Source organism: Microbispora sp. ZYX-F-249 (assembly GCF_039649665.1).
Classification (GTDB): Bacteria; Actinomycetota; Actinomycetes; order Streptosporangiales; family Streptosporangiaceae; genus Microbispora; species Microbispora maris.
Genome location: NZ_JBDJAW010000012.1, coordinates 56,339 through 76,112, shown reverse-complemented (window position 1 = coordinate 76,112; position 19,774 = coordinate 56,339). Strand labels below are relative to the sequence as shown.

The window sequence follows — 19,774 nt, the reverse complement described above, 5'->3', positions numbered from 1 at the left end:
CGGCCATGCCCCCGCGGGTGCGCATCGCGGCGGGTTACTGGTTGTCCTCGAGGAGTTGTCGTGTGCGGGCCAGGAATGCCTGGCGGACCTCTTCCGGGTGCAGTATCCGGAGGGGTCGGCCGAGGCTGAGCAGATACCGGGCCAGGCCGTCGGCGTCAGGCCCGCCGATGTCGATGATCGTGGCGTCATCGCCGTCCGGATGGTGGACGCCGACCGTTGGCGGCACCAGCCTGCGGGCCTCATCGGCCGGTACGGCCAGGCGGATCGTCACCCGCACCGGGTAGGGCCTCAGCGCGATGCCCGTGCCGACCATCCGTTCCGGATCGGGCGGGTCGGGCAGGGCAGCGGCCTGCCCGATGGCTGCGGCATCGACGATGCGATCGGTACGGAAGGTGCGCCAGTCCTGCCGCGTCAGGTCATAGGCGAGGAGATACCAGCGGCGGCCTGTGTAGATGAGCCGGTAGGGGGCTACCCGTCGGGCGGACGTCGTTCCGGCCCCGTCACGGTAGGTCAACCGGGTGCGTTCGCCTCGCCGGCACGCGGTGGCCAGGCCGAGCAGCAGCGCGGGGGAGATCTGGCCGTCGTCGGGTCGTGCGGTGTGGGTGAACGCGGCGTCCAGCTCGCCGAGCCGGCCTGCGATCCTGGCCGGCAGCACCTGGCGGAGTTTCAGCAGCGCCGACAGGGCTGCCTGGTCGCTGCCGGAGACTCCGCTGAAGGCGGCGGTGCGCAGCCCGACAGCGACCGCGAGGGCCTCCTCCTCGTCAAGCATCAGTGGCGGCATGCTGGTTCCGGGCCCGAGGCGGTAGCCGCCCCAAGGGCCCATCTCCGATTCGACGCCGTAGCCGAGTTCACGTAGCCGGGCGATGTCCCGGCGAACCGTCCGTTCGGTGATCTCCAGCTGGGCGGCCAGATCAGCGCACGTCCAGGACTGCCGCGTCGACAGCAAAGACAGCAGCCGCAGCAGCCGCGCCGAGGTGTTGACCATGGCTGACAGTCTGCTCGACAACCAGGACCGTTTCTGACCGGGTCATGCCGTAACGTCGCCGGCATGACCGAGAACTCCGACCTCCTCCATGCCTTCGATGATCATCAGGGGCGCATGACGATGAGCGACGAACCACCGGAACTGACCCTCACCGATGCCCGAGCCTGGCGGGAGTGGCTCGGCAGGCACCACGACAGCTCGGCAGGGGTGTGGCTGGTCCTCGCCAAGCAGAACACGACCCGGCCCACCAGCCTGACCTATGACCAGGCGCTCGACGAAGCGCTGTGCCACGGCTGGATCGATGGCCGGCTACGACGGCGGGATGAGAGCACCTTCTGCCGGCGCTTCACCCCTCGCGGAAGGCGGAGTCCCTGGTCAGCGCGGAACGTCTCCATCGTCACCCGTCTGATCGGCGAGGGCCGCATGCATCCGGCCGGAATGACCGAGGTCGAACGCGCCAAGGCCGACGGCCGCTGGGACACGGCCTACGCGGGACAAGCCGGCATCGAGGTACCAGCCGACCTGGCCGCCGCATTGGCCGCGAACCCCCAGGCGCAAGCGATGTTCGACATTCTCACCTCCCAGAACCGCTACGCCGTCCTCTATCGGATCGCGAACGCCAAACGCGCCGAGACCCGAGCCCGCCGTATCACCCAGTTCGTCGACATGCTCGCCCGCGGTGAGGCGATCCACCCGCAAAAGCGCGCCCTCGGCGGTTGAACGCCGGCCCGATCCTCCCCCCGCATCGCCCCTCCACGCACACGCACATGCGGCGCCGCGTTCAGGACGATCAGGGCCACTTACGTGAGCGAGGGCGCCGGGGGCAACCGCGACACCTGGTCCAGAACCGGCTTGAGCTCGCGCCGTACCAGCCGGCGAATGGTCCAGACGTGCCGCATCCGCGGTACGGCCGTCGGGAATCGCGTGAACCGCGGACGCCATCGGTGGTCGAAGGACAGAATTCCTTCGAGGGGGAAGTCCCACGGGAGCCCCTTGGCGGGCGGAGCGGGCGGGATGTCCGGCAATCGCGGTAGCGGTGGCCACTCGGCGCCGGCCGCCTCGGCGGACGACCTCGTCGCGTACTCCTGCGCGACGCCCTCCCGGAAGGCGCGGTAGTCCTCGTCGCCGTAAACGAGCACCAGCAGCCGGGCAGGTGCGACGGTGCGCACCGCCTCGGTGAACTCCCACATCGTCCCCGGGCCCGGGGACGCCGTGATGATCACCGCGTGCGCGCCCCGCAGCAGCCTGCTCACCGACTCCTGCCAGTCGTCGGCGGCGGGCAGATAGCCGCGCTCCGCCCCGATCTCCGGTAGACGCTCGCCGGGTTGCCCGATCGCGACGATGCGGCCGAGCCCGCGGAACTGACGCACCAGGAACTCCTCCTGTGTGAGCCCCGGAAGCTCGAAGGGCGAGCGGGACTGCCAGCCCGGGGCCTCGGCCGGCGGCAGGGCCATAAGGGGGTCGATGAAGAAGGGCCGCAGGTAGAGCAGATAGCGCTCCCCCACGAGCTCGTCGAAGGAGGGGATGACCCGATGGCGGTGCCGCCTTCCCCGTTTCAACAGGCCGCCGCTGCCGGCGAAGAGCAGAATCCCGGTGACGAGGACCGCGGCCACGATCAGCAAACTTACGCACACCGGGAGGCGTGCCACATCGCCATCCGCCTCGGACACAAGGGCCTTGTACAGCGCGTAGCCGCTGAAGGACAGCAACAGCCCCAGCGCGCCCAGCGCCCACGCCAGAGCGGTCAGCGCACATCCCCGGGCACGGCTTTGCCGTCCAGGCCGGCCGTGGTCGCTCGTCGTGACGGCATCGGGAACGGGGGACACCCGCCGATTATCTTCAGATGAAGCCGCGAGCGGGGCCGAATTCACCGTGCTCCCACGGGCTCGCACGGGCTCGGACACGCGCTTCGCCCGCCGCCCGTACCGATCACCGGTACGGGCGGCGGGCGGCACACCCGATCGAACGGGATCACTTGGCCGGTTCGAGGGCCTCCTTGTCGTACACGGTCAGGTCGCCCTCGCCCTGCGCGGGCGGCTTCGGCGTACGGCGCATGCGCTCCTTGAGCCGCTCCACCATGGTGTAGAGCGTCGGCACCAGCACCAGCGTGAGCAGCGTCGAGGAGATCAGGCCGCCGATCACGACGATGGCCAGCGGCTGGGAGATGAACCCACCGGAACCGGTCACGCCCAGTGCCATCGGGGTGAGCGCGCAGATCGTCGCGATCGCGGTCATCAGGATGGGGCGAAGCCGCCGCCGGCCGCCCTCCACGACCGCCTCCACCACGCCCAGCCCCTGCTCGCGGTACTGGTTGATCAGGTCGATCAGCACGATCGCGTTGGTGACGACGATGCCGATCAGCATCAGCATGCCGATCAGGGCGGGCACGCCGAGCGCCGTGTCGGTGGCCAGCAGCAGCCCGATCGCGCCGGTCGCCGCGAACGGGATCGACACCAGCAGGATCAGCGGCTGCACCAGGCTGCGGAACGTCGCCACCATGATCATGAAGACGATCGCCACCGCGAGCAGCATGGCCAGCCCCAGATCGGCGAACGCCTCCTGCTGGTCGGAGCTCGCGCCACCGATCTTGTACGTCACCCCCGCCGGCAGCGTCAGCGTCTTCAGCGTGTCGGTGACCTTCGCGGTGATCGCCCCCAGATCGGAGGCGTCGGCGGTGCCCGACACCGTCGCGGTGCGGTCGCCGTCCTGACGGGTGATCTGGGTCGGCCCGTCGGCCTTCACCACGTCGGCGACGTCACCGAGCTTCACCAGGCCCGCCGCCGTGGGAATCGCGAGCTTCCCGATCGCCGCGACGTCCTCCGGCGCGTCACCGCCGGCCCGCAGGATCACGTCGCTGGAGCGGCCGTCGACGTCGATCGAGCCGACCGGCGCGCCGCGGAACGCCTGCGCGACCAGCTGCCCGATCCCGGCCTCGGTCAGGCCCCGGGCGGCGGCCTTCTCCCGATCCACGTGCACCTCGACCCGGGGAACGCTGTCCTCCAGGTTGGAGGCGACGTCCCGCAGCCCGTCCACCCCGGCCATCGCGTCGCGTACCGCGGTGGCCGCCGTCTTCAACGCGGCCTGGTCCGAGCCCTGCACGATGACCTGCACCTGGTCGGAGTTGAACCCGCCGCCGTTGCCGCCGACCGTGACGTCGCCGACCCCCGTCAGGCCCTTCAGCCGCTCCCGGAGCCGCTCCTCCAGGGCGGACGTGTCCACGCCCTCCTTCAGCGTCACCGAGAACGACGCCCGGTCGGCGGCGCCGCCGAGCCCCCCGAGGAAGCGGTTCCCGCCGCCGACCGTCACCTGATAGGACTTCACGCCCCCGTCGGCCGCCAGCACCTCCTCGATCTTCTTGGCCGCCGCGTCGGTGGTCGCCAGGTCGGTCCCGGCCGGCATCCGCTGACTGATCTGCGTGGTGTCGTTGCCCGAGTTGTCGAGGAAGTTCGTCTTCAGATTCGGCGCCAGCGCCATCGTGGCCGCGAACACCACCACCCCGATCAGCACCGTGACCAGACGCCGCCGGGTCGCGAAACGCAGCACCGGCAGGTAGATCCGCTGCAGCGGGCTGCGCAGCTCCCTGCGCTCGGCGTCCTCGCGTACGGCCTGCGCCTCCTGCGGCGTGAGCGCCGGCGCCTTCAGGAACCAGTACGCCAGCACCGGGATGACGGTCAGAGAGACCAGCAGCGACGCCAGCAGCGCCACGGTCACCGTGATCGCGAACGGGCTGAACAACTGCCCCACCATTCCGCCGACGAAGGCGATCGGCAGGAACACCGCCACCGTGGTGAGCGTGGAAGCGGTCACCGCGCCGGACACCTCGCGCACGGCCGTGAGGATCGCCCGCCGCTTCTCCTCGCCGTAGGCGAGATGGCGCTTGATGTTCTCCAGCACCACGATCGAGTCGTCGACCACCCGGCCCACGGCGATCGTCAGCGCCCCCAGCGTCAGCAGGTTCAGCGAGTAGTCGCCGATCCACAGCGCGATCAGCGCGATCACCACCGACATCGGGATCGACACCGCCGTGACCAGGGTCGAGCGGACCGAGAGCAGGAACACCAGGATGACGAGCACGGCGAACGCCAGGCCCAGCAGCCCCTCGGTCGTGAGGTCCTCGATGGACCGCTCGACGTACGGCGCCTGGTCGAACACCACCGTCAGCTCGGCGGTGTCGCCGAGGGCGCGGGTCAGGTCCGGCAGGGCGTCGTTCACGTCGTGGGAGATCTGCACGGCGTTGCCGTCGGGCACCATCGTGACCGACACGCCCAGGGTCGGGGTGCCGTTGGTCCGGGTGAGCGTGGTCGCGACGGCGTCCTCGACCTTGATGTCGGCCACGGAGCCGAGCTTGACCGGCTTCGGCCGGGCCGCGGCGGCCCGCGCCTGCGCCGCCTGTCCTGCCGCGCCCTGCCCCGCGCCCTGCCCCGCACTCTGCCCCGCACTCTGGCCCGCGCCCGCGCCGCCGCGCTGCCCGGCGGCGGCGCCCTGGCCCGCCGCGGGCGCGGCGGCGGGGGTCAGGTAGAGGTTCTCGAGGTCCTTCACCGTACGCACCGGGTCACCGATCTGCACGGTCAGCGACTTGCCGTCCTCGGCCAGGGTGCCGGCCGGGATGGACACCCCGTTGGCCCGCAGGAGGTCGGGGATGGCCGCGGCCGACAGCCCCAGCAGGGCGAGCCTGCCCTGGTCGGGGGTGATGACGACCCGCTGCTCACGGGCGCCGCTGACGGTCACGTCGCGCACGCCCTCGATCGACTGCAGCTCCGGCACCATGATCTTCTCGATCTTGTCGACCATGGCGTGCTCGTCGCCGCCGTCGCCCACCGCGATCGCCATGACCGGGATGTCGTCGGTGCTGCCCGCCACCACCTGCGGATCGACGTCGGCCGGAAGCTGCGCCTTGATCCGGCTCACGGCCTGCTGCATCTTCCCGACCATCTGGTCGATGTCGGTGCCGAACTCGTAGGCCACCTGCACCTGCGACATCCCCTCACGCGAGGTGGAGGTGATGTCGGTGACACCGGCGATACCCTGGAACGCGCTCTCGATCGGCTTGGTGACCTGCTCCTCCACGATCTCCGGAGCGGCACCGGGATACGTCGCCACCGTGAACGCCGCCGGGAACTCCAGCGACGGGAAGAGCTGTTGCTTCAGCGAGGGGATCGCGAACAAGCCGAAACCCGCGAGCACCACCGCGATCATGATCACGAGAGTGCGGTTGGCAAGGCTCAGCCTGGCCAAGGAGGTCATCCGAGCTCCTGACATCGGGGGAAGAGTGTTCGGCCAACCCTAACACTTCGCACTATCCGAACATTCAGCTGTTGCATTAACGGCTGGTAACCTCTCCCCTCGAGAGGTGACAGTGAACGACAGCCCAGCCGAGCGGCGCACCGGAACCGGCGCGGCGGCCGCCCCCCGCCCGCACCACGACCCCGCCACCCCTCCGGCGGCCCCGACCCCTGCACCAGCCCCTTCACCGGCCCCATCACCGGCCCCAGAGGAGGACGCCGAGCGCGGCTGCCTCATCGCCCGCCTGGCGGAGCTGCAGCGCAGCATGGGACGGTTCTTCGCCCGCGACCGCTCGATGCCGCTGCTGGCCTCCACCCTCACGATGCAGCAGCTCAAAGTCGTCATGTTCCTGTCGTTCGCCGGGCCCACCTCCGGGCAGGAGCTCGCCCGCCACCTCGGCGTCGGCCTGGCCACCGTCACCGGCATCGTCGACCGGGTCGTCGCCCAGGGCCTGGCCTCCCGCCACGAGGACCCCCACGACCGCCGCGTACGCCGCGTCGAGCTCACCGAGGCCGGGCGGCACCTGACCACCGAGATCATCGAGGCCGGGACCGGCGGCTACATCCGCCTCCTGCGGCATCTCGACACCGAGACCCTGCGCACCATGGAGACGGTGATGCGCAAGATCGAGGACGCCATGCGCGAGATGCACGCCGACGACGCCGGCACCGCCTGACCCCGTCTCCCGGCCCCGGTCCCGGCCGGGCCCACTGCTACCTTGCGGCGGTATGCCGACCTACATCGAGGAACTGTTCGCGCTCACCGGCCGGGTCGCCCTGGTCACCGGAGGCAGCTCCGGCATCGGATACGCCATCGCCGAGGCGCTCGGACGCGCCGGCGCCTCCGTCGTCCTGGTCGCCCGGCGGCCCGGGGAGCTCGCCGAGGCCGTCGGCAGGCTCGAAGGCCACGGCGTGCGCGCGGCGGCGATCAGCGCCGACCTCGGCGACCGCGCCGGCGTCGCCCGCGTGTGCGACGAGGCGGACGGGTTCTTCGGCGCGATCGACATCCTCGTCAACGACGCCGCCAACAACATCCGCAGACCCATGGCCGAACTGAGCGCCGACGACTACGACCAGACCATCGCCGTCAACCTCACCGCGCCGTTCCTGCTGGGGCAGCACTTCGGCCCCCGCATGGCCGCCCGCGGCCGGGGCCGGATCATCAACATCGGCTCCCAGCAGTCCATCAGCGCCTTCGGCGACAGCGGCGTGTACGGCGTCGCCAAGGCCGCCGTCTGCGGGCTGACCCGTTCCCAGGCCGAGGCGTGGTCGGCCCACGGCGTCACCAGCAACACGATCATCCCCGGCTTCGTCCTGACCCCGCTGACCGAACCCGCGCAGGCCGTCCCCGGCCGGGTCGAGCAGATGGCCGCCCGCTCCATGACCGGGCGCAACGGCCTCCCCGACGACTTCCGCGGCCTGGCCGTCTTCCTCGCCTCCGACTCCTCGGCGTACGTCACCGGCCAGGCCATCTGCGTCGACGGAGGCTTCAGCGTCCACTAGGCGTGCTTCCGCCGCCGGGCGAAGCGGCCGCTGACCAGGCCAAAGGACCGGCAATGACCTGTGCCGATCTTGACCAGCACCGCCGCGGCCGCCACCCGGACGGGTATGTGCCTCACGTCCCGGCGGCACCGGAGATGCGACAGCGAACGCCGGTCAGGAACAGGAAGGCACACACCGACATGTCCCGCTCCCGCGCGCGCGACCCGCGCCACACCGACGTCGTCGCGACGGCCACCGCGACCCGGCGGCTGACCATGGCCGCGCTCGTGCTCACGGCGGTGGGGATCGCGGCCGCGCAGCCCGCGATCGCCCGCGTCGCCCCGCACCGTCCGCCTCACGCGCCCACAGCCCTCCGCGACCCCCGTCCGGGTGGGGGCGGCGGTCAGGTGATCGCAGGAGGGCGCGCGGGCGGCGAGCAGGGCCGGTCGGGCCAGGGCCGTCACAACCAGAGCCTGAACGGCGTCATCAGCCCCACCTTCGTCAAGGGGCAGGCTCAGCAGGCCATCACCGACCAGGGCGGTTTCGAGGTGCAGTCGGCCTTCTGCGGATCACAGCCGGACAGCTGCCTGCTCGGCCAGAACATGCCGGTCCGCATGCGGAAGTGACGGCCCCACCGGCCGCCCGGTCAGCGGTGGCCGGCGGCGGTCAGCGGCGTCGGACCACCCGGTGGCCGGAGCCCTCGTGCCACATCTCGATCACCAGGTGCTCCCCCGCCTCGTCGACGCGCGTGAAGACCACCTCGGTCAGGTCGACGCGGAACAGGTGAGATGCCTCCCCCTGCGGCACGCCGAACGCCTCACGCACGGCCGGATCGGTGACCTCGGCGGCGCGGCCGGCCAGCTTGGCGTCGCCGCTCCAGGCGCCCGGGTTCGCCTCGTCCGGATCGTCGGACGGGCTGTGGATCGCCACCCGGGGGTCGCGCCGCAGGTCGAGGGCCTTCATCGCGCCCGGCATGGACCCCAGCCAGACCTCGCCGTCCCGGAAATCCACCTCGGTCCCGCTGATGCGCGGCGAGCCGTCCCGTCGCAGCGTCGCCATCGTCTTGTGCTTGCCCTTCCCCATGCTCGCCAGCACACGGGCGGCCAGCTCGGGGATCTCCTTCTCTATCTCACGCCAGGAAGCCATGCCGTGATCCTGCCAACCGCCGCCGACATTTCGCTGACGGCCTTCCAGATTGACTTTGCTACGTATTTCAGTCATGTTTGAAATGACTAGCCACCAAGGCCATGGACCACGTGCGCCGACGGAGGATGGGGCGATGAGCACTGAGGAACAGCAGGACCGGCTGCTCCGCTGGGTGGAACGGGTGGCAGCCTTCTGCGTCGAGGAGTGGGGGCTGCCGCCCATCACCGGACGCATCCTCGGCTGGCTCATGATCTGCGATCCGGCCGAGCAGTCCGCCGGCCAGATCGCGGAGGTCATCCAGGCCAGCCGGGCCTCGCTCACCTCGAACATGCGCTTCCTCACGGCCATCGGCCTGGTCAAGAAGGTGAGAAGGCCCGGGGATCGCACCTCCTACTACCGCATCGAAGACGACGCCTGGCAGAAGGTCATCCAGCGCAAGCTCGAAAGCCTGAGCGCGTTCGGCGAGATCGCCGACGAAGGGCTCGGCATCGTGGGCGGCGAGGGACACCGCACCGAGCGCATCAAGGCCGCCCACGACTCCCTGACGTGGCTGCAGAATCTCGCGGCCCGCCACCCGCTACGCCGTTAAGGAATCCCCATGCACCGCCGGCAACCCGAACTCGGGCTGATCCAGGAAACGCTGCTGCTCACTCTCCACGCCAGAGCCCTGGACGCCGCGCAGCCCAGCCCGATCCTCGGCGATACGCTCTCCGCCGACCTGGCAGGCACCATCGACTACGACTTCGGCAAGCTGAAGGTCAAGCCCAACCTTGTCCTCACCACGGCACTGCGCGCCAAGAAGCTCGACGACGTCGTCCGCGCCTACATCGCCGCTCATCCCGGATGCGTGGTGCTCGACCTGGGCTGCGGCCTGGACACCAGGATGTTCCGCTGCGATCCCCCGCCCGGCGTCGACTGGTACGACATCGACTTCCCGGAAGTGGTGCACCTGCGGGCCGACTGCCTGCCCGGCCGTTCCCACCTGGTCGGAGCCGACCTCACCAGCTCCGACTGGCTCACAGCCATCCCCGGCGACCGGCCGGCGATGATCGTCGCCGAGGGGCTGCTCCCCTTCATGCCCGGCGACTCCTTCCAGACGATGACCCGCGCGCTGGCCGGCCATTTCCCTTCGGGCGAGCTCGCGCTCAACGGCTACACCCGCTTCGCGGCCTGGGCCATGAAGTACCACCCGACCATCAAGGCGCTCGGCATCAAAGCCGCCCAGGGCTTCGACGACCCGCACGAACCGGAGTCCTGGGACGCCGGCCTCGAACTGATCGAGGAGCAGATCCTCACCCGCGCACCGGAGACAGCCCGGTTCCCGCAACCCCTGCGCGCGCTGACCCGTCTCACCGCCCGCAGCACGGCCTTGTCCCGGCAAGGGGCACGCGTTCTCCGCTACCGCTTCTGAGCCCGTGCGGGCGGCGGTTGCGACAAGCGGCGCTCTCCAGCTTGTGAACGCGCCGCCGCCTGCCGCGGCTTCACCACATCGGCCGGCGAGCAGCCCTCTGCTGACCTGCCCTGTGAAAGTTGCACGACCCGCCTAACTCCGCCGCAGCTCACGGCCGTATCCGCAGGCGCCCGCTTGACCGTTTAAGACGTCCTGATCACGATCGCACGGCAAGATCCTCCAGAAAAGGAACGTAATGAGCACCCTGCGCATCGCCAGGCCGGCCCTCGCACTCCTCACGGGCGCAGCGGTGGCCGCCCAGCTCCTCACCGGCGTACCCGCCGCGTCCGCCGACACCCCCGCCGACACCGCACCTGTCAGCGTCACCGTCAACACCCGCGCGGGCCTGGCCACCGCGTCCGACACCGCCGTGGGCGCCAACCACGCGATCTGGGACAGCAACCTCGGCACGAACGAGACGGCCGACCTCCTCAAGGCCGCCGGGGTGAAGATGCTCCGCTACCCGGGCGGGTCCTACGCCGACATCTACCACTGGAAGACCCACACCGCGCCCGGCGGCTACGTCGCCCCCGGCACCGACTTCGACACCTTCATGAGCGGAGCCAAGCGCACCGGCGCGCAGCCGATCATCATCGCCAACTACGGCACCGGCAGCGCCCAGGAGGCCGCCGACTGGGTCGAGTACGCCAACGTCACCAAGAAGTACGGCGTCAAATACTGGGAGATCGGCAACGAGAACTACGGCAACGGCCACTACGGCGCCGACTGGGAGGCCGACGACCACGCCGACAAGAGCCCGGCCGAGTACGCCAGGAACGTCGTGGCGTACTCCGACGCGATGAAGGCCGTCGACCCGACCATCAAGATCGGCGCCGTGCTCACCGCCCCCGCCAACTGGCCCGACGGCATCGTCGCCGCGGGCGACCAGGCCACCTGGAACGACACCGTCCTTTCGATCGCCGCCTCGAAGATCGACTTCGTCATCCTGCACTGGTATCCCCCGCACAACGACGTGGCCGACGTCCTCACCAAGACCGCCCACATCCCCGACATGATCCACCTGGTGCGCGGGCAGATCGCCAAGCACGCGGGCGCCCGCGCCGCTGACATCGGCATCGCCATGACCGAGATCAACAGCGGGATCGCGTACAACACCCAGCCCGCCGCGCTGTTCGCCGCCGACGCCTACGCGGGTCTCATGGAGCAGGGCGTCTTCACCGTCGACTGGTGGAACGTCCACAACGGGATCGGCACCATCAGCACCGTCGCCGGCCACACCGACTACGGCGACTTCGGCATGCTGTCCAGCGCCGGCTGCACGGGCGACGTCTGCGAACCTCCCTTCAACACGCCCTTCGCGCCCTACCACGCGATCTCCATGGTCAGCGCGTTCGCCCGCCCCGGCGACCGGTTCGTCCGCGCGGCCACCGACGAGCCGCTGGTCGCCGCGCACGCCGTCCGCCGCACCAACGGCGACCTCGCCGTCCTGCTGATCAACCGCGACCCCGACGGCGAGCACCAGGTGAAAATCGGCTACGACGGGTTCACCCCCGCCGCCGAGGCGCCCACGGTGCAGACCCTCACCAACGGCGCGACGTCCGTCAGCACCGGCCACGGCGGCACCGCGACCACCCAGACCCTCCCGCCGTACTCGCTGACCACGCTGGTGCTGAACCCCGCCGCCGCCACCACCGGCGCCCCCGCCGCCCCCGGGCAGCCCACCGCGAGCGACGTCACCGACAAGACCGCCACCATCTCCTGGCCCGTCGCCGCGCCCGGGGCGAGCCCCGTCGCCAAGTACGAGATCCACCGTCAGAAGGGCGCCGTCACCGAACAGCTCGGCGAGACCCCCGGCACCTCCTTAACGGTCCGCAACCTCGTGCCCGGCACCCGCTACACCGTCAACGTGATCGCCCGCGACACCGCGGGCCGCGTCTCCTGGGCCTCGCCGCCGCTCACCTTCACCACCGGCACACCCGCCAAGAGCTCCTGCTCGGTACGCCTGAGGGACACCAACGACTGGGGCAACGGATACGTCGGCAGCGTCGACATCACCAACACCGGCACCGCCGCCGTCGACGGCTGGACGCTCCACTTCACCTGGCCCACCGCATGGCAGAGCGTCAGCAGCGGATGGAGTGGCAACTGGACCCAGAACGGGACCTCCGTGACCGTCACCAGCACTCCGGACAACGGCAAGCTCGCACCCGGCGCGAGCACCTCCGTCGGCTTCGTCGGCGCCTACAGCGGCCCCAACGTGCTGCCGGCCGCCTTCACGCTCAACGGCGCCCTCTGCACCGCGGAGTGATCTCCGGCTTGGCAGTGATGTCCGGCTTGCCGTGATGTCCAGCTTGACTTGGAGCGCGCTCCAACTCCCAGACTGGTCCCCATGGACGAGGGGATGACCATCGCGCAGGTGGCGCAGCGTACCGGCCTCACCGCCCACACGCTGCGCTACTACGAGCGCGCCGGGCTCCTGCTGGAGCCGCCGCCGCGCGGTGACAACGGCCACCGGCGCTACACCGAGCGGGACACCGACTGGATCGCGCTGCTCACCCGCCTGCGGGCGAGCGGCATGCCCATCGCCGCCATGCGCCGGTACGCCGAACTCGCCCGCAGGGGCCAGGACACCTACGTGGCCCGCAAGGAGCTGCTCGAGGCCCACCGGGCCGACGTGATCGCCAGAATCGAGCAGCTCCGACGCGATCTCGAGGTCGTCGACCACAAGATCGACCTCTACCGCCGCAGAATCACGGGAGAACAATGAAGCAGCACACGCTCGGCCAGGGCCTTCGCACCTCCGCGCTCGGTCTGGGCTGCATGGGGATGAGCGACTTCTACGGCCCGGGCGACGAGTCCGAGTCGATCAGGACCCTCCACCGCGCCCTCGACCTGGGGATCACCCTCCTCGACACCTCCGACGCGTACGGGCCGTTCACCAACGAGAGGCTCGTCGGCAAGGCCGTCGCGGACCGGCGCGACCAGGTCGTGCTGGCCACCAAGTTCGGCATCGAGCGGCTGCCCGACGGCACCCGCGTGGGCGTCAACGGCCGGCCCGACTACGTGCGCCGCTCCTGCGACGCCTCGCTCGAACGCCTGGGCGTCGACCACATCGACCTGTTCTACCAGCACCGCGTCGACCCCGGCGTTCCCGTCGAGGAGACCTGGGGCGCGATGAAGGAGCTGGTCGAGGCGGGCAAGGTGCGCCATCTGGGCATCTCCGAGGCCGCGCCCGCCACCGTGCGCCGCGCGCACGCCGTCCACCCGGTCACCGCCGGGCAGTACGAGTACTCCCTGTTCACCCGCGACATCGAAAGCGAGCTGCTGCCCACGCTCCGGGAGCTCGGCATCGGCCTGGTCGCCTACAGCCCTCTCGGCCGCGGCCTGCTGACCGGGGCGTTCACGAGCACCGGGGAACTGTCCGCCGACGACTTCCGGCACCACAACCCCCGCTGGCAGGGCGGCAACTTCGCCGCCAACCAGGCCCTGGCGGCCAAGGTCGGCGAGATCGCGGCCGCGCTCGGCACGACCCCGGCACAGGTGGCGCTCGCCTGGGTGCTGACCCGGGGCGGAGACGACGTCGTCCCGATCCCCGGCACCAAGCGGGTCGCGCGGCTCGAGGAGAACGCCGCCGCCCTGGACGTCCGGTTCGAGGCCGGCCACCTCGACGCGCTCGACTCCCTCGCCGCTCAGGTCGCCGGCGACCGCTACAACCCGGCCGGGATGACCACCGTCAACCACTGACCGAACGCCCCGAAGGCGCCGCCGAGCCCCTTCGGGGCGTCGGGTTTTCGGAATTGATCATTGTTTTCCGATCAACCGAGCGCCTTTACAATGTAGATCAGGACAGGAAGTCGCACAGCAGGCTCGTGATCTCGGCCGGGCGTTCCAGGCTCGGCAGGTGACCGGCCCAGTCGAGGTCGAGCAGCGTTGCGTGCGGCATCGTCTCCGCGATATGCCGTCCGCTCCCCCGGAAGTACGGCAGGTCGTGGCCGCCGACGACCACCAGCGCCGGCGCGGTGACCGCCGGCAGGTCGATCGGATCCCTCCCCCGCTCGGGCTCGGGGTCGGCGGCCAGTTGCACCTCGAACGCGTGACGCTGCATCGCCGCCAGCCGCATCCCGACCGCCTGGTCCGCCTCAGGGCCGAGCCACGTGCGGACGTTGAGGTCCACCGCTCCCCCGACGTCGCCCGCCTCGATCAGCCGGTCCTCCTCCGAACCGAACGCCTCCAGGTCGGGTGTCGGCGGCAGGCCGCAGCCCGCGTTCAGGAGCACCAGCCGCGCGACGAGATCGGGATGCCCCGTCGCCAGCTCCAGCGCCACCCGGCCGCCGTACGACGATCCGACGAGCGCGACCCCGGCGCAGCCCGAGCGCAGCGAGCAGGTCCGCGACGTCGCCCGCGTCCGAGTACGGCCCCTCCGCGGCGTACGGCGTCCTCCCGTGGCCCCGGAAGTCGGGCCGGACCACGTGGAACCTCTCCCCCAGCGGCTGCCACTGGGGATCCCACATGCCCGAGTCGGCGACGCTGGAGTGCAGCAGGACGACGGGATCACCGGAGCCCCGCTCCTCATGCCAGATCGTCATCGGGCCTCCACCGCCACCCGGAGGCCGAGCGCCACCAGCACCACCCCCGACACCTGTTCGAGCCGGCGGCGCACCGCGGGCCTGCCCAGCACCGCGCCGGCCCGGCCGACCAGCCAGATCATGCCGACGTACCAGATCACGTCCACGACCACCCAGACCACCGCGAGCAACGTCAGCGTCAGCGGCACATGTGCGCCCTGCGGCACGAACTGCGGCAGGAACGACATCGCGAACACGGCGGCCTTGGGGTTGGCGCCACAGGTGGCGAGCCCCAGCGCGTACGAGCGGCGCCACCCGGCGGCCGTCCGCGCCTCGTCCCCGTCGCCTGGCGCGGACGCGTCGAGTGCCACCGGCGCGCGTCTGGCCTTCCACAGCGACTGCACGCCCATCAGGACCAGCAGCGCCGCGCCCACCGCCTTCATCGCGCCGTACGCGACCTCGGAGGCCACGACGAGCGCGGACAGCCCGGACACGGCGGCCATGGACCACAGGAAGATGCCGGTCTCGTTGCCGAGCAGCGCGGCCACCCCGGAGGACCGCCCGGCTCTGAGCGTCTGCCGCAGGATGACCGCGGTGCTGACTCCCGGGATCATCGCGAGCAGGAAGCAGGAGCCGGCGAATGCGAGCCAGATCACCCGGCCATCGTCGCGGCGCGGGCCGCAGCGCCGCAACTCGTTTGCCGGCCGGCTCCGGCGTCAGGCGCCGGTGAGGATGACGAGCCGCTGGGTCGCGCGCGTCATCGCGACGTAGCGGTCGACCGCGCCTTCGACGCCCTCGCCGAACCTGTCCGGGTCGACGAGGACGACCAGGTCGAACTCGAGCCCCTTCGCCAGCTCGGGGGTGAGTGAACGGACACGGGGCGTCTCCCGGAAGGATGGATCCCCGATGACGCAGGCGACTCCGTCGGCGTGTTCGGCGAGCCAGGCGTCGAGGATCGGGCCCAGCTCCGAGGCCGATCCGTGGACCACGGGGACGCCGCTGCCGCGGATGGAGACCGGCACGTTGGCGTCCGGGAGCACGGCCCGGATGACCGGCTCGGCCTCCGCCATGACCTCCTTCGGCGTCCGGTAGTTGATGCTCAGGGTGGCCAGGGTGATCCGGTCGAGCCCGATCCGTTCGAGCCGTTCGCGCCACGACTCGGTGAACCCGTGCCTGGCCTGGGCGCGGTCCCCGACGATCGTGAAGCTCCGGGACGGGCAGCGCAGCAGCAGCATCTGCCACTCCGCGTCGGTGAGTTCCTGGGCCTCGTCCACGACGATGTGGGCGAACGGGCCGGCGAGCCGGTCCGGATCGGGGCCGGACAGCGCGGCCTCGTCGACCAGGGCGTCCTGCATGTCCTGTCCGCGCAGCATCGACATCACGAGCATCTCGGAGTCGTCGGCCTCGATCAGGTCCTCGGCGACCCGCGCCATCTGCTCACGCTGGGCGGCGACGGCGGCGTCATGGCTGCGCTTGCGCCGGGACGCCTCCGGATCACCGAGCCGCTGCCGTGCGGCGTCCAGGAGCGGCAGATCGGACACGGTCCACGCCTGGGCGTCCGTACGCTGCAGCTTCCTGACCTCCTCGGGACCGAGCCAGGGCGCGCACAGCCGCAGATAGGCGGGCACCGACCACAGGTCTCCGACGAGGTCGGCCGCTTCGATCAGCGGCCACGCGCGGTTGACGGTCGTCAGCAGCTCCCTGTTGCGCAGCAGCGACCTGCGGACCAGCTCGGCCGGCGCCTCCTCGTCGTGCTTGTCCACCAGGATCGTGACCAGCTCCTCCCAGATCCGGTCCCGCGCCTCGTTGTGCGGGGTGCCCGGTTCCGGCGCGTCGAACGCCTCGGCCCAGTCGTCGGGGCTCAGCCAGACCTCGGACCAGGGGGTCGTCACCGTCATCCCCTCGGTGGGGGGGTTCTCGTAGAACCTGACGGCCGGTTCGATCGCCTTCACCAGATCCGCGGACGACTTCAGGCGGGCCACGTCCGGGTCGGTCTCGATCGCGGCCGTGGCGCCCTCCGCGACGAGGTCCCGCAGGGTGCAGGTCTGCACACCCTCCTCGCCGAGGCTGGGCAGGACGTCGGCGACGTAGGCCAGGTAGGGCTGGTGCGGACCCACGAACAGCACCCCGCCCCTGCGGTGCCCGAGACGGGGATCGGAGTAGAGGAGGTAGGCGGAGCGGTGCAGGGCGACCACGGTCTTCCCCGTGCCCGGACCGCCGTCGACGACGAGAGCGCCCCGGGACCCCGCGCGGATGACGGCGTCCTGGTCGGCCTGGATGGTGCCGAGCACGTCCCGCATCCGTCCCGACCGGCTGCCGCCCAGGCTGGCGATGAACGCGGACTGGTCGTCCAGCGCCGCGTGCCCTTCCAGTCCGGCCGGGGTGAACACCTCGTCCCAGTAGTCGCCGACCCGGCCGCGGGTCCAGCGATACCTGCGGCGGCTGGCCAGGCCCATCGGGTTGGCGTGGGTGGCTCCGAAGAACGGCTCGGCCGCCGGGGAGCGCCAGTCGAGCAGCAGGCGGCGACCCGCGGCGTCCGTGAGGCCGAGCCGACCGACGTACACCGGCTCGGAGCCGTCCGCGGCGACCATGCGTCCCAGGCACAGGTCGAGGCCGAAGCGGCGCAGCAGGCGCAGACGGGCGGTCAGCCGGTGGATCTCCAGGTCCCGGTCCAGCGCCTGCCGGCCCAGGCCACCGGGCGCCCTGAGCTCGGCGTCGAGGCGGGCGGACAGCTCGGCGATCGACTGCTCGAGGGTCTCCGCGACGGCGGCGAGGTGCCGCTCGTCGGCGGAGATCAGCGCCGGGTCCGCTTTGTGGGACAGGCGTTCGGAAAGGTCGAAGGCGCTGGTGGTCAAAGGGTTCACGTGATCAGCTCCGATCTGCGGTCGCTTCGCGACCATCACGCGCGGCAAGGCGGCGGGCCGGGCGTGACGAGTGGCTCCGCCTGGCGGTCTTTCAGCGGCTTGCGGCCGGTCGCCGGGGCCTGGAGGTCTCGTGCTCCGGGTCCTGGACGGCGGGACCGGGTGGTTCACGCGGGCGCCGGTTCAGCCGCCGCCGGTTCGGCGTCCCCGAATGACCCGTGGGTCGACAACAACACGCGCATCTCGCGCTCCCCCGTCTTCGCAGGCTCCGGCCTCAGGCCGACGATTCTGCGGTACGACCCGGGTCTTGCCGCAAGACCCCCCGTGCGCTATACGTTGAGAGTGGAGGGGACCGGTGAGTCCCCTTTTTCTGTGCGTTCTCTGTCTGGGCGTTTTTCCGTGCGGTGATCGCCTCGCGCGCGTTCACCGCTTTTCCCGGCTCGCCGGCTCGTGCCGTGAAGCGGAGCCGGATCCCCCGCCCTCGTGGAAACGCGTCACGCGAGCTCGGCCCCGGCCCGGCGCGGTCCCCGCTCAGGTGCCGCTCGCCGACGGGGGCTCGGCGAAGGCGCCGGCCGCCGCGGCGAGTGCGGCGGTTCTCGCCGCGTCGTCGGGCAGGTGCGGGTCGGGTGGTGTCCGCAGGAGCACCAGCTCGTGGTACAGCGGCGCGGTGGAGGCGATGAGCAGCCGCCGCGCGTCGGTGTGCGGCGGGAGTTCTCCGCGCCGGACGGCCCTGCTGACGACGATCTCGCAGCGGGCGTAGCGGTCCTCCCAGAGCCGTCGCTGGGCGTGTGCGGCCTTCTCGGAGCGGAACGAGGCGGCGATCAGGGCTGCCATGATCGGCGGCTGTGCGGTCAAGGCGTCCTGGATCTCATGGTTCAACGCCGCCAGGTCTCCTGTCAGGGAGCCGGTGTCCGGAGGCCGCCAGGCGTCGTCGCCCGCCGCGTCCAGGACGTCGGCGAGCAGGCCGCCGACGTCTTCCCAGCGCCGGTACACCGTCGCGCGGTGCACGCCGGCCCGGGCGGCGACGGCCTCCATGGTGAGCCCGTCGTAACCGTGTTCGCCGAGCTCGGCCAGGACCGCGTCGAGCACCTGCGCACGGGTCCGGGCGGTGCGGCCTCCGGGCCGGCGGCGGGGCGGCGGCACCGGTCCGGTTTCCTCGGGTCGTGGTGGTGCGGAGGTCATCGTGATCAGTCCGGGTTTGCTCAATCGATCGCTGGTGTGGCAGCATCCTAATGCATCATCTGTCGCGTTAGTTACCACCCCGAACGACGCGATCAGGGCGAGGAACCTGTGCCGAAGGAAGTGATCCGTGACGCCGCCCACTCCCCCCGACCCGACCGCGCTGCATCCGATGCCCGAGCAGCCGCGGGTGGTGCTGCTGAAGCCGCTGATCACCTCCCCGCTGATCGAGGTCGGCGAGTTCTCCTACTACGACGACCCTGACGACCCGACGGCGTTCGAGACCCGCAACGTGCTGTACCACTACGGGCCGGAGAAGCTGGTCATCGGCAAGTTCTGCGCGCTGGGCGAGGGGGTGCGGTTCATCATGAACGGCGCCAACCATCGCATGGACGGCCCCTCGACCTTCCCATTCCCGATCATGGGCGGTTCCTGGGCCGAGCACTTCGACCTCATCACCGGCCTGCCCGGGCGGGGAGACACCGTCGTGGGCCACGACGTCTGGCTCGGCTACCGGGCCATGGTGATGCCCGGCGTCCGCATCGGCCACGGAGCGATCGTCGCCTCCGGTTCCGTGGTCGTCGACGACGTCCCCGACTACGGCGTCGTCGGCGGCAACCCCGCCCGGCTCATCCGCCGCCGCTACGGCGACGCGGACGTCGATCGCCTCCTCGCCCTGGCCTGGTGGGACTGGCCGGTCCGGCACATCACCGAGCACATCCGTACGATCATGTCCGGCGGCGTCGACGACCTCGAGAAGGCCGCTCCTTCACGATGACGCCATACGGCGGCGAGGCCGGGCGGCGTCACCCTCGTGTCCCCGGCCCCCGGCGCCTGCCCGACGTGCGGTGGCCATTCCCTCG

Annotated in this window: 18 protein-coding genes; 10 read left to right on the top strand and 8 right to left on the bottom strand. The window is 71.0% G+C overall.

From position 1 onward, the window contains the following. Nucleotides 1-34: 34 nt before the first annotated feature. Nucleotides 35-985: a helix-turn-helix transcriptional regulator gene (locus AAH991_RS16585; RefSeq protein WP_346226721.1), complete on the bottom strand. Its 951-nt coding sequence runs from the start codon at nucleotides 983-985 to the stop codon at nucleotides 35-37. Between the two features lie 63 nt (nucleotides 986-1,048). Here AAH991_RS16585 and AAH991_RS16580 point away from each other — a divergent pair, with 63 nt between their 5' ends. Continuing rightward, nucleotides 1,049-1,705, top strand: a complete 657-nt coding sequence (locus tag AAH991_RS16580) for a YdeI/OmpD-associated family protein (RefSeq protein WP_346226720.1) — start codon at nucleotides 1,049-1,051, stop codon at nucleotides 1,703-1,705. A gap of 80 nt (nucleotides 1,706-1,785) precedes the next feature. Here AAH991_RS16580 and AAH991_RS16575 read toward each other — a convergent pair whose 3' ends face one another. Both AAH991_RS16575 and AAH991_RS16570 read right to left on the bottom strand, forming a co-directional pair. After that, nucleotides 1,786-2,811: a hypothetical protein gene (locus tag AAH991_RS16575; RefSeq protein WP_346226719.1), complete on the bottom strand. Its 1,026-nt coding sequence runs from the start codon at nucleotides 2,809-2,811 to the stop codon at nucleotides 1,786-1,788. Nucleotides 2,812-2,956: 145 nt separating this feature from the next. Then, nucleotides 2,957-6,229: an efflux RND transporter permease subunit gene (locus AAH991_RS16570; protein WP_346226718.1), complete on the bottom strand. Its 3,273-nt coding sequence runs from the start codon at nucleotides 6,227-6,229 to the stop codon at nucleotides 2,957-2,959. A 112-nt stretch (nucleotides 6,230-6,341) separates the two neighbouring features. Between AAH991_RS16570 and AAH991_RS16565 the strand changes: the two genes are divergently transcribed. The 3 genes from AAH991_RS16565 (at nucleotide 6,342) to AAH991_RS16555 (ending at nucleotide 8,375) form a co-directional block, all read left to right on the top strand. Continuing rightward, entirely contained in the window at nucleotides 6,342-6,944 is a 603-nt protein-coding gene (locus AAH991_RS16565) for a MarR family winged helix-turn-helix transcriptional regulator (protein ID WP_346226717.1), read from the top strand. A 52-nt stretch (nucleotides 6,945-6,996) separates the two neighbouring features. Beyond that, on the top strand, nucleotides 6,997-7,770 hold the full coding sequence (locus AAH991_RS16560) for an SDR family NAD(P)-dependent oxidoreductase (RefSeq protein ID WP_346226716.1): 774 nt from the start codon (nucleotides 6,997-6,999) through the stop codon (nucleotides 7,768-7,770). Between the two features lie 179 nt (nucleotides 7,771-7,949). Next, nucleotides 7,950-8,375 (top strand): hypothetical protein, encoded by a 426-nt coding sequence (locus AAH991_RS16555; protein ID WP_346226715.1) that lies wholly within the window; start codon nucleotides 7,950-7,952, stop codon nucleotides 8,373-8,375. Nucleotides 8,376-8,415: 40 nt separating this feature from the next. On the opposite strand, the gene AAH991_RS16550 is transcribed toward AAH991_RS16555, so the two are convergent. Beyond that, the gene (locus tag AAH991_RS16550; protein WP_346226714.1) at nucleotides 8,416-8,895 is read right to left on the bottom strand and encodes a pyridoxamine 5'-phosphate oxidase family protein; all 480 of its coding nucleotides are present in this window, start codon (nucleotides 8,893-8,895) and stop codon (nucleotides 8,416-8,418) included. A 133-nt stretch (nucleotides 8,896-9,028) separates the two neighbouring features. Between AAH991_RS16550 and AAH991_RS16545 the strand changes: the two genes are divergently transcribed. From AAH991_RS16545 to AAH991_RS16525, 5 genes are all read left to right on the top strand, one after another. Further along, nucleotides 9,029-9,484 carry a GbsR/MarR family transcriptional regulator gene (locus AAH991_RS16545; protein ID WP_346226713.1) on the top strand — a complete coding sequence of 152 codons (456 nt, stop codon included), beginning with the start codon at nucleotides 9,029-9,031 and terminating at the stop codon, nucleotides 9,482-9,484. Nucleotides 9,485-9,493: 9 nt separating this feature from the next. Further along, nucleotides 9,494-10,306 carry a class I SAM-dependent methyltransferase gene (locus tag AAH991_RS16540; protein WP_346226712.1) on the top strand — a complete coding sequence of 271 codons (813 nt, stop codon included), beginning with the start codon at nucleotides 9,494-9,496 and terminating at the stop codon, nucleotides 10,304-10,306. A 235-nt stretch (nucleotides 10,307-10,541) separates the two neighbouring features. Next, on the top strand, nucleotides 10,542-12,614 hold the full coding sequence (locus AAH991_RS16535) for a cellulose binding domain-containing protein (RefSeq protein WP_346226711.1): 2,073 nt from the start codon (nucleotides 10,542-10,544) through the stop codon (nucleotides 12,612-12,614). Nucleotides 12,615-12,695: 81 nt separating this feature from the next. Continuing rightward, a complete protein-coding gene (locus tag AAH991_RS16530) occupies nucleotides 12,696-13,073 on the top strand; it encodes a MerR family transcriptional regulator (protein WP_346226710.1) in 378 nt (125 codons plus the stop codon). Beyond that, nucleotides 13,070-14,050, top strand: a complete 981-nt coding sequence (locus AAH991_RS16525; protein WP_346226709.1) for an aldo/keto reductase — start codon at nucleotides 13,070-13,072, stop codon at nucleotides 14,048-14,050. The genes AAH991_RS16530 and AAH991_RS16525 overlap by 4 nt, the downstream gene beginning before the upstream one ends. 97 nt (nucleotides 14,051-14,147) lie before the next feature. Here AAH991_RS16525 and AAH991_RS16520 read toward each other — a convergent pair whose 3' ends face one another. The 4 genes from AAH991_RS16520 to AAH991_RS16505 form a co-directional block, all read right to left on the bottom strand. Next, a complete protein-coding gene (locus AAH991_RS16520; protein WP_346226708.1) occupies nucleotides 14,148-14,879 on the bottom strand; it encodes an alpha/beta fold hydrolase in 732 nt (243 codons plus the stop codon). A 9-nt stretch (nucleotides 14,880-14,888) separates the two neighbouring features. After that, entirely contained in the window at nucleotides 14,889-15,527 is a 639-nt protein-coding gene (locus tag AAH991_RS16515) for a LysE family translocator (RefSeq protein ID WP_346226707.1), read from the bottom strand. 60 nt (nucleotides 15,528-15,587) lie between these two features. Next, entirely contained in the window at nucleotides 15,588-17,735 is a 2,148-nt protein-coding gene (gene helR / locus AAH991_RS16510) for an RNA polymerase recycling motor ATPase HelR (RefSeq protein WP_346226705.1), read from the bottom strand. Nucleotides 17,736-18,263: 528 nt separating this feature from the next. After that, on the bottom strand, nucleotides 18,264-18,875 hold the full coding sequence (locus AAH991_RS16505; RefSeq protein ID WP_346226704.1) for a TetR/AcrR family transcriptional regulator: 612 nt from the start codon (nucleotides 18,873-18,875) through the stop codon (nucleotides 18,264-18,266). Nucleotides 18,876-19,083: 208 nt separating this feature from the next. Between AAH991_RS16505 and AAH991_RS16500 the strand changes: the two genes are divergently transcribed. Next, complete coding sequence (locus AAH991_RS16500) at nucleotides 19,084-19,689, top strand: CatB-related O-acetyltransferase (RefSeq protein WP_346226841.1); 606 nt, start codon at nucleotides 19,084-19,086, stop codon at nucleotides 19,687-19,689. Nucleotides 19,690-19,774: the final 85 nt, after the last annotated feature.

Excerpts from the sequence above, each read along its gene's own strand:
- AAH991_RS16585 (WP_346226721.1), bottom strand. The coding sequence starts at position 985 with ATGGTCAACACCTCGGCGCGGCTGCTGCGGCTGCTGTCTTTGCTGTCG.
- AAH991_RS16580 (WP_346226720.1), top strand. The coding sequence starts at position 1,049 with ATGACCGAGAACTCCGACCTCCTCCATGCCTTCGATGATCATCAGGGG.
- AAH991_RS16570 (WP_346226718.1), bottom strand. The coding sequence starts at position 6,229 with ATGACCTCCTTGGCCAGGCTGAGCCTTGCCAACCGCACTCTCGTGATC.
- AAH991_RS16560 (WP_346226716.1), top strand. The coding sequence starts at position 6,997 with ATGCCGACCTACATCGAGGAACTGTTCGCGCTCACCGGCCGGGTCGCC.
- AAH991_RS16555 (WP_346226715.1), top strand. The coding sequence starts at position 7,950 with ATGTCCCGCTCCCGCGCGCGCGACCCGCGCCACACCGACGTCGTCGCG.
- AAH991_RS16550 (WP_346226714.1), bottom strand. The coding sequence starts at position 8,895 with ATGGCTTCCTGGCGTGAGATAGAGAAGGAGATCCCCGAGCTGGCCGCC.
- AAH991_RS16545 (WP_346226713.1), top strand. The coding sequence starts at position 9,029 with ATGAGCACTGAGGAACAGCAGGACCGGCTGCTCCGCTGGGTGGAACGG.
- AAH991_RS16540 (WP_346226712.1), top strand. The coding sequence starts at position 9,494 with ATGCACCGCCGGCAACCCGAACTCGGGCTGATCCAGGAAACGCTGCTG.
- AAH991_RS16535 (WP_346226711.1), top strand. The coding sequence starts at position 10,542 with ATGAGCACCCTGCGCATCGCCAGGCCGGCCCTCGCACTCCTCACGGGC.
- AAH991_RS16530 (WP_346226710.1), top strand. The coding sequence starts at position 12,696 with ATGGACGAGGGGATGACCATCGCGCAGGTGGCGCAGCGTACCGGCCTC.
- AAH991_RS16525 (WP_346226709.1), top strand. The coding sequence starts at position 13,070 with ATGAAGCAGCACACGCTCGGCCAGGGCCTTCGCACCTCCGCGCTCGGT.
- AAH991_RS16520 (WP_346226708.1), bottom strand. The coding sequence starts at position 14,879 with ATGAGGAGCGGGGCTCCGGTGATCCCGTCGTCCTGCTGCACTCCAGCG.
- AAH991_RS16500 (WP_346226841.1), top strand. The coding sequence starts at position 19,084 with ATGCCCGAGCAGCCGCGGGTGGTGCTGCTGAAGCCGCTGATCACCTCC.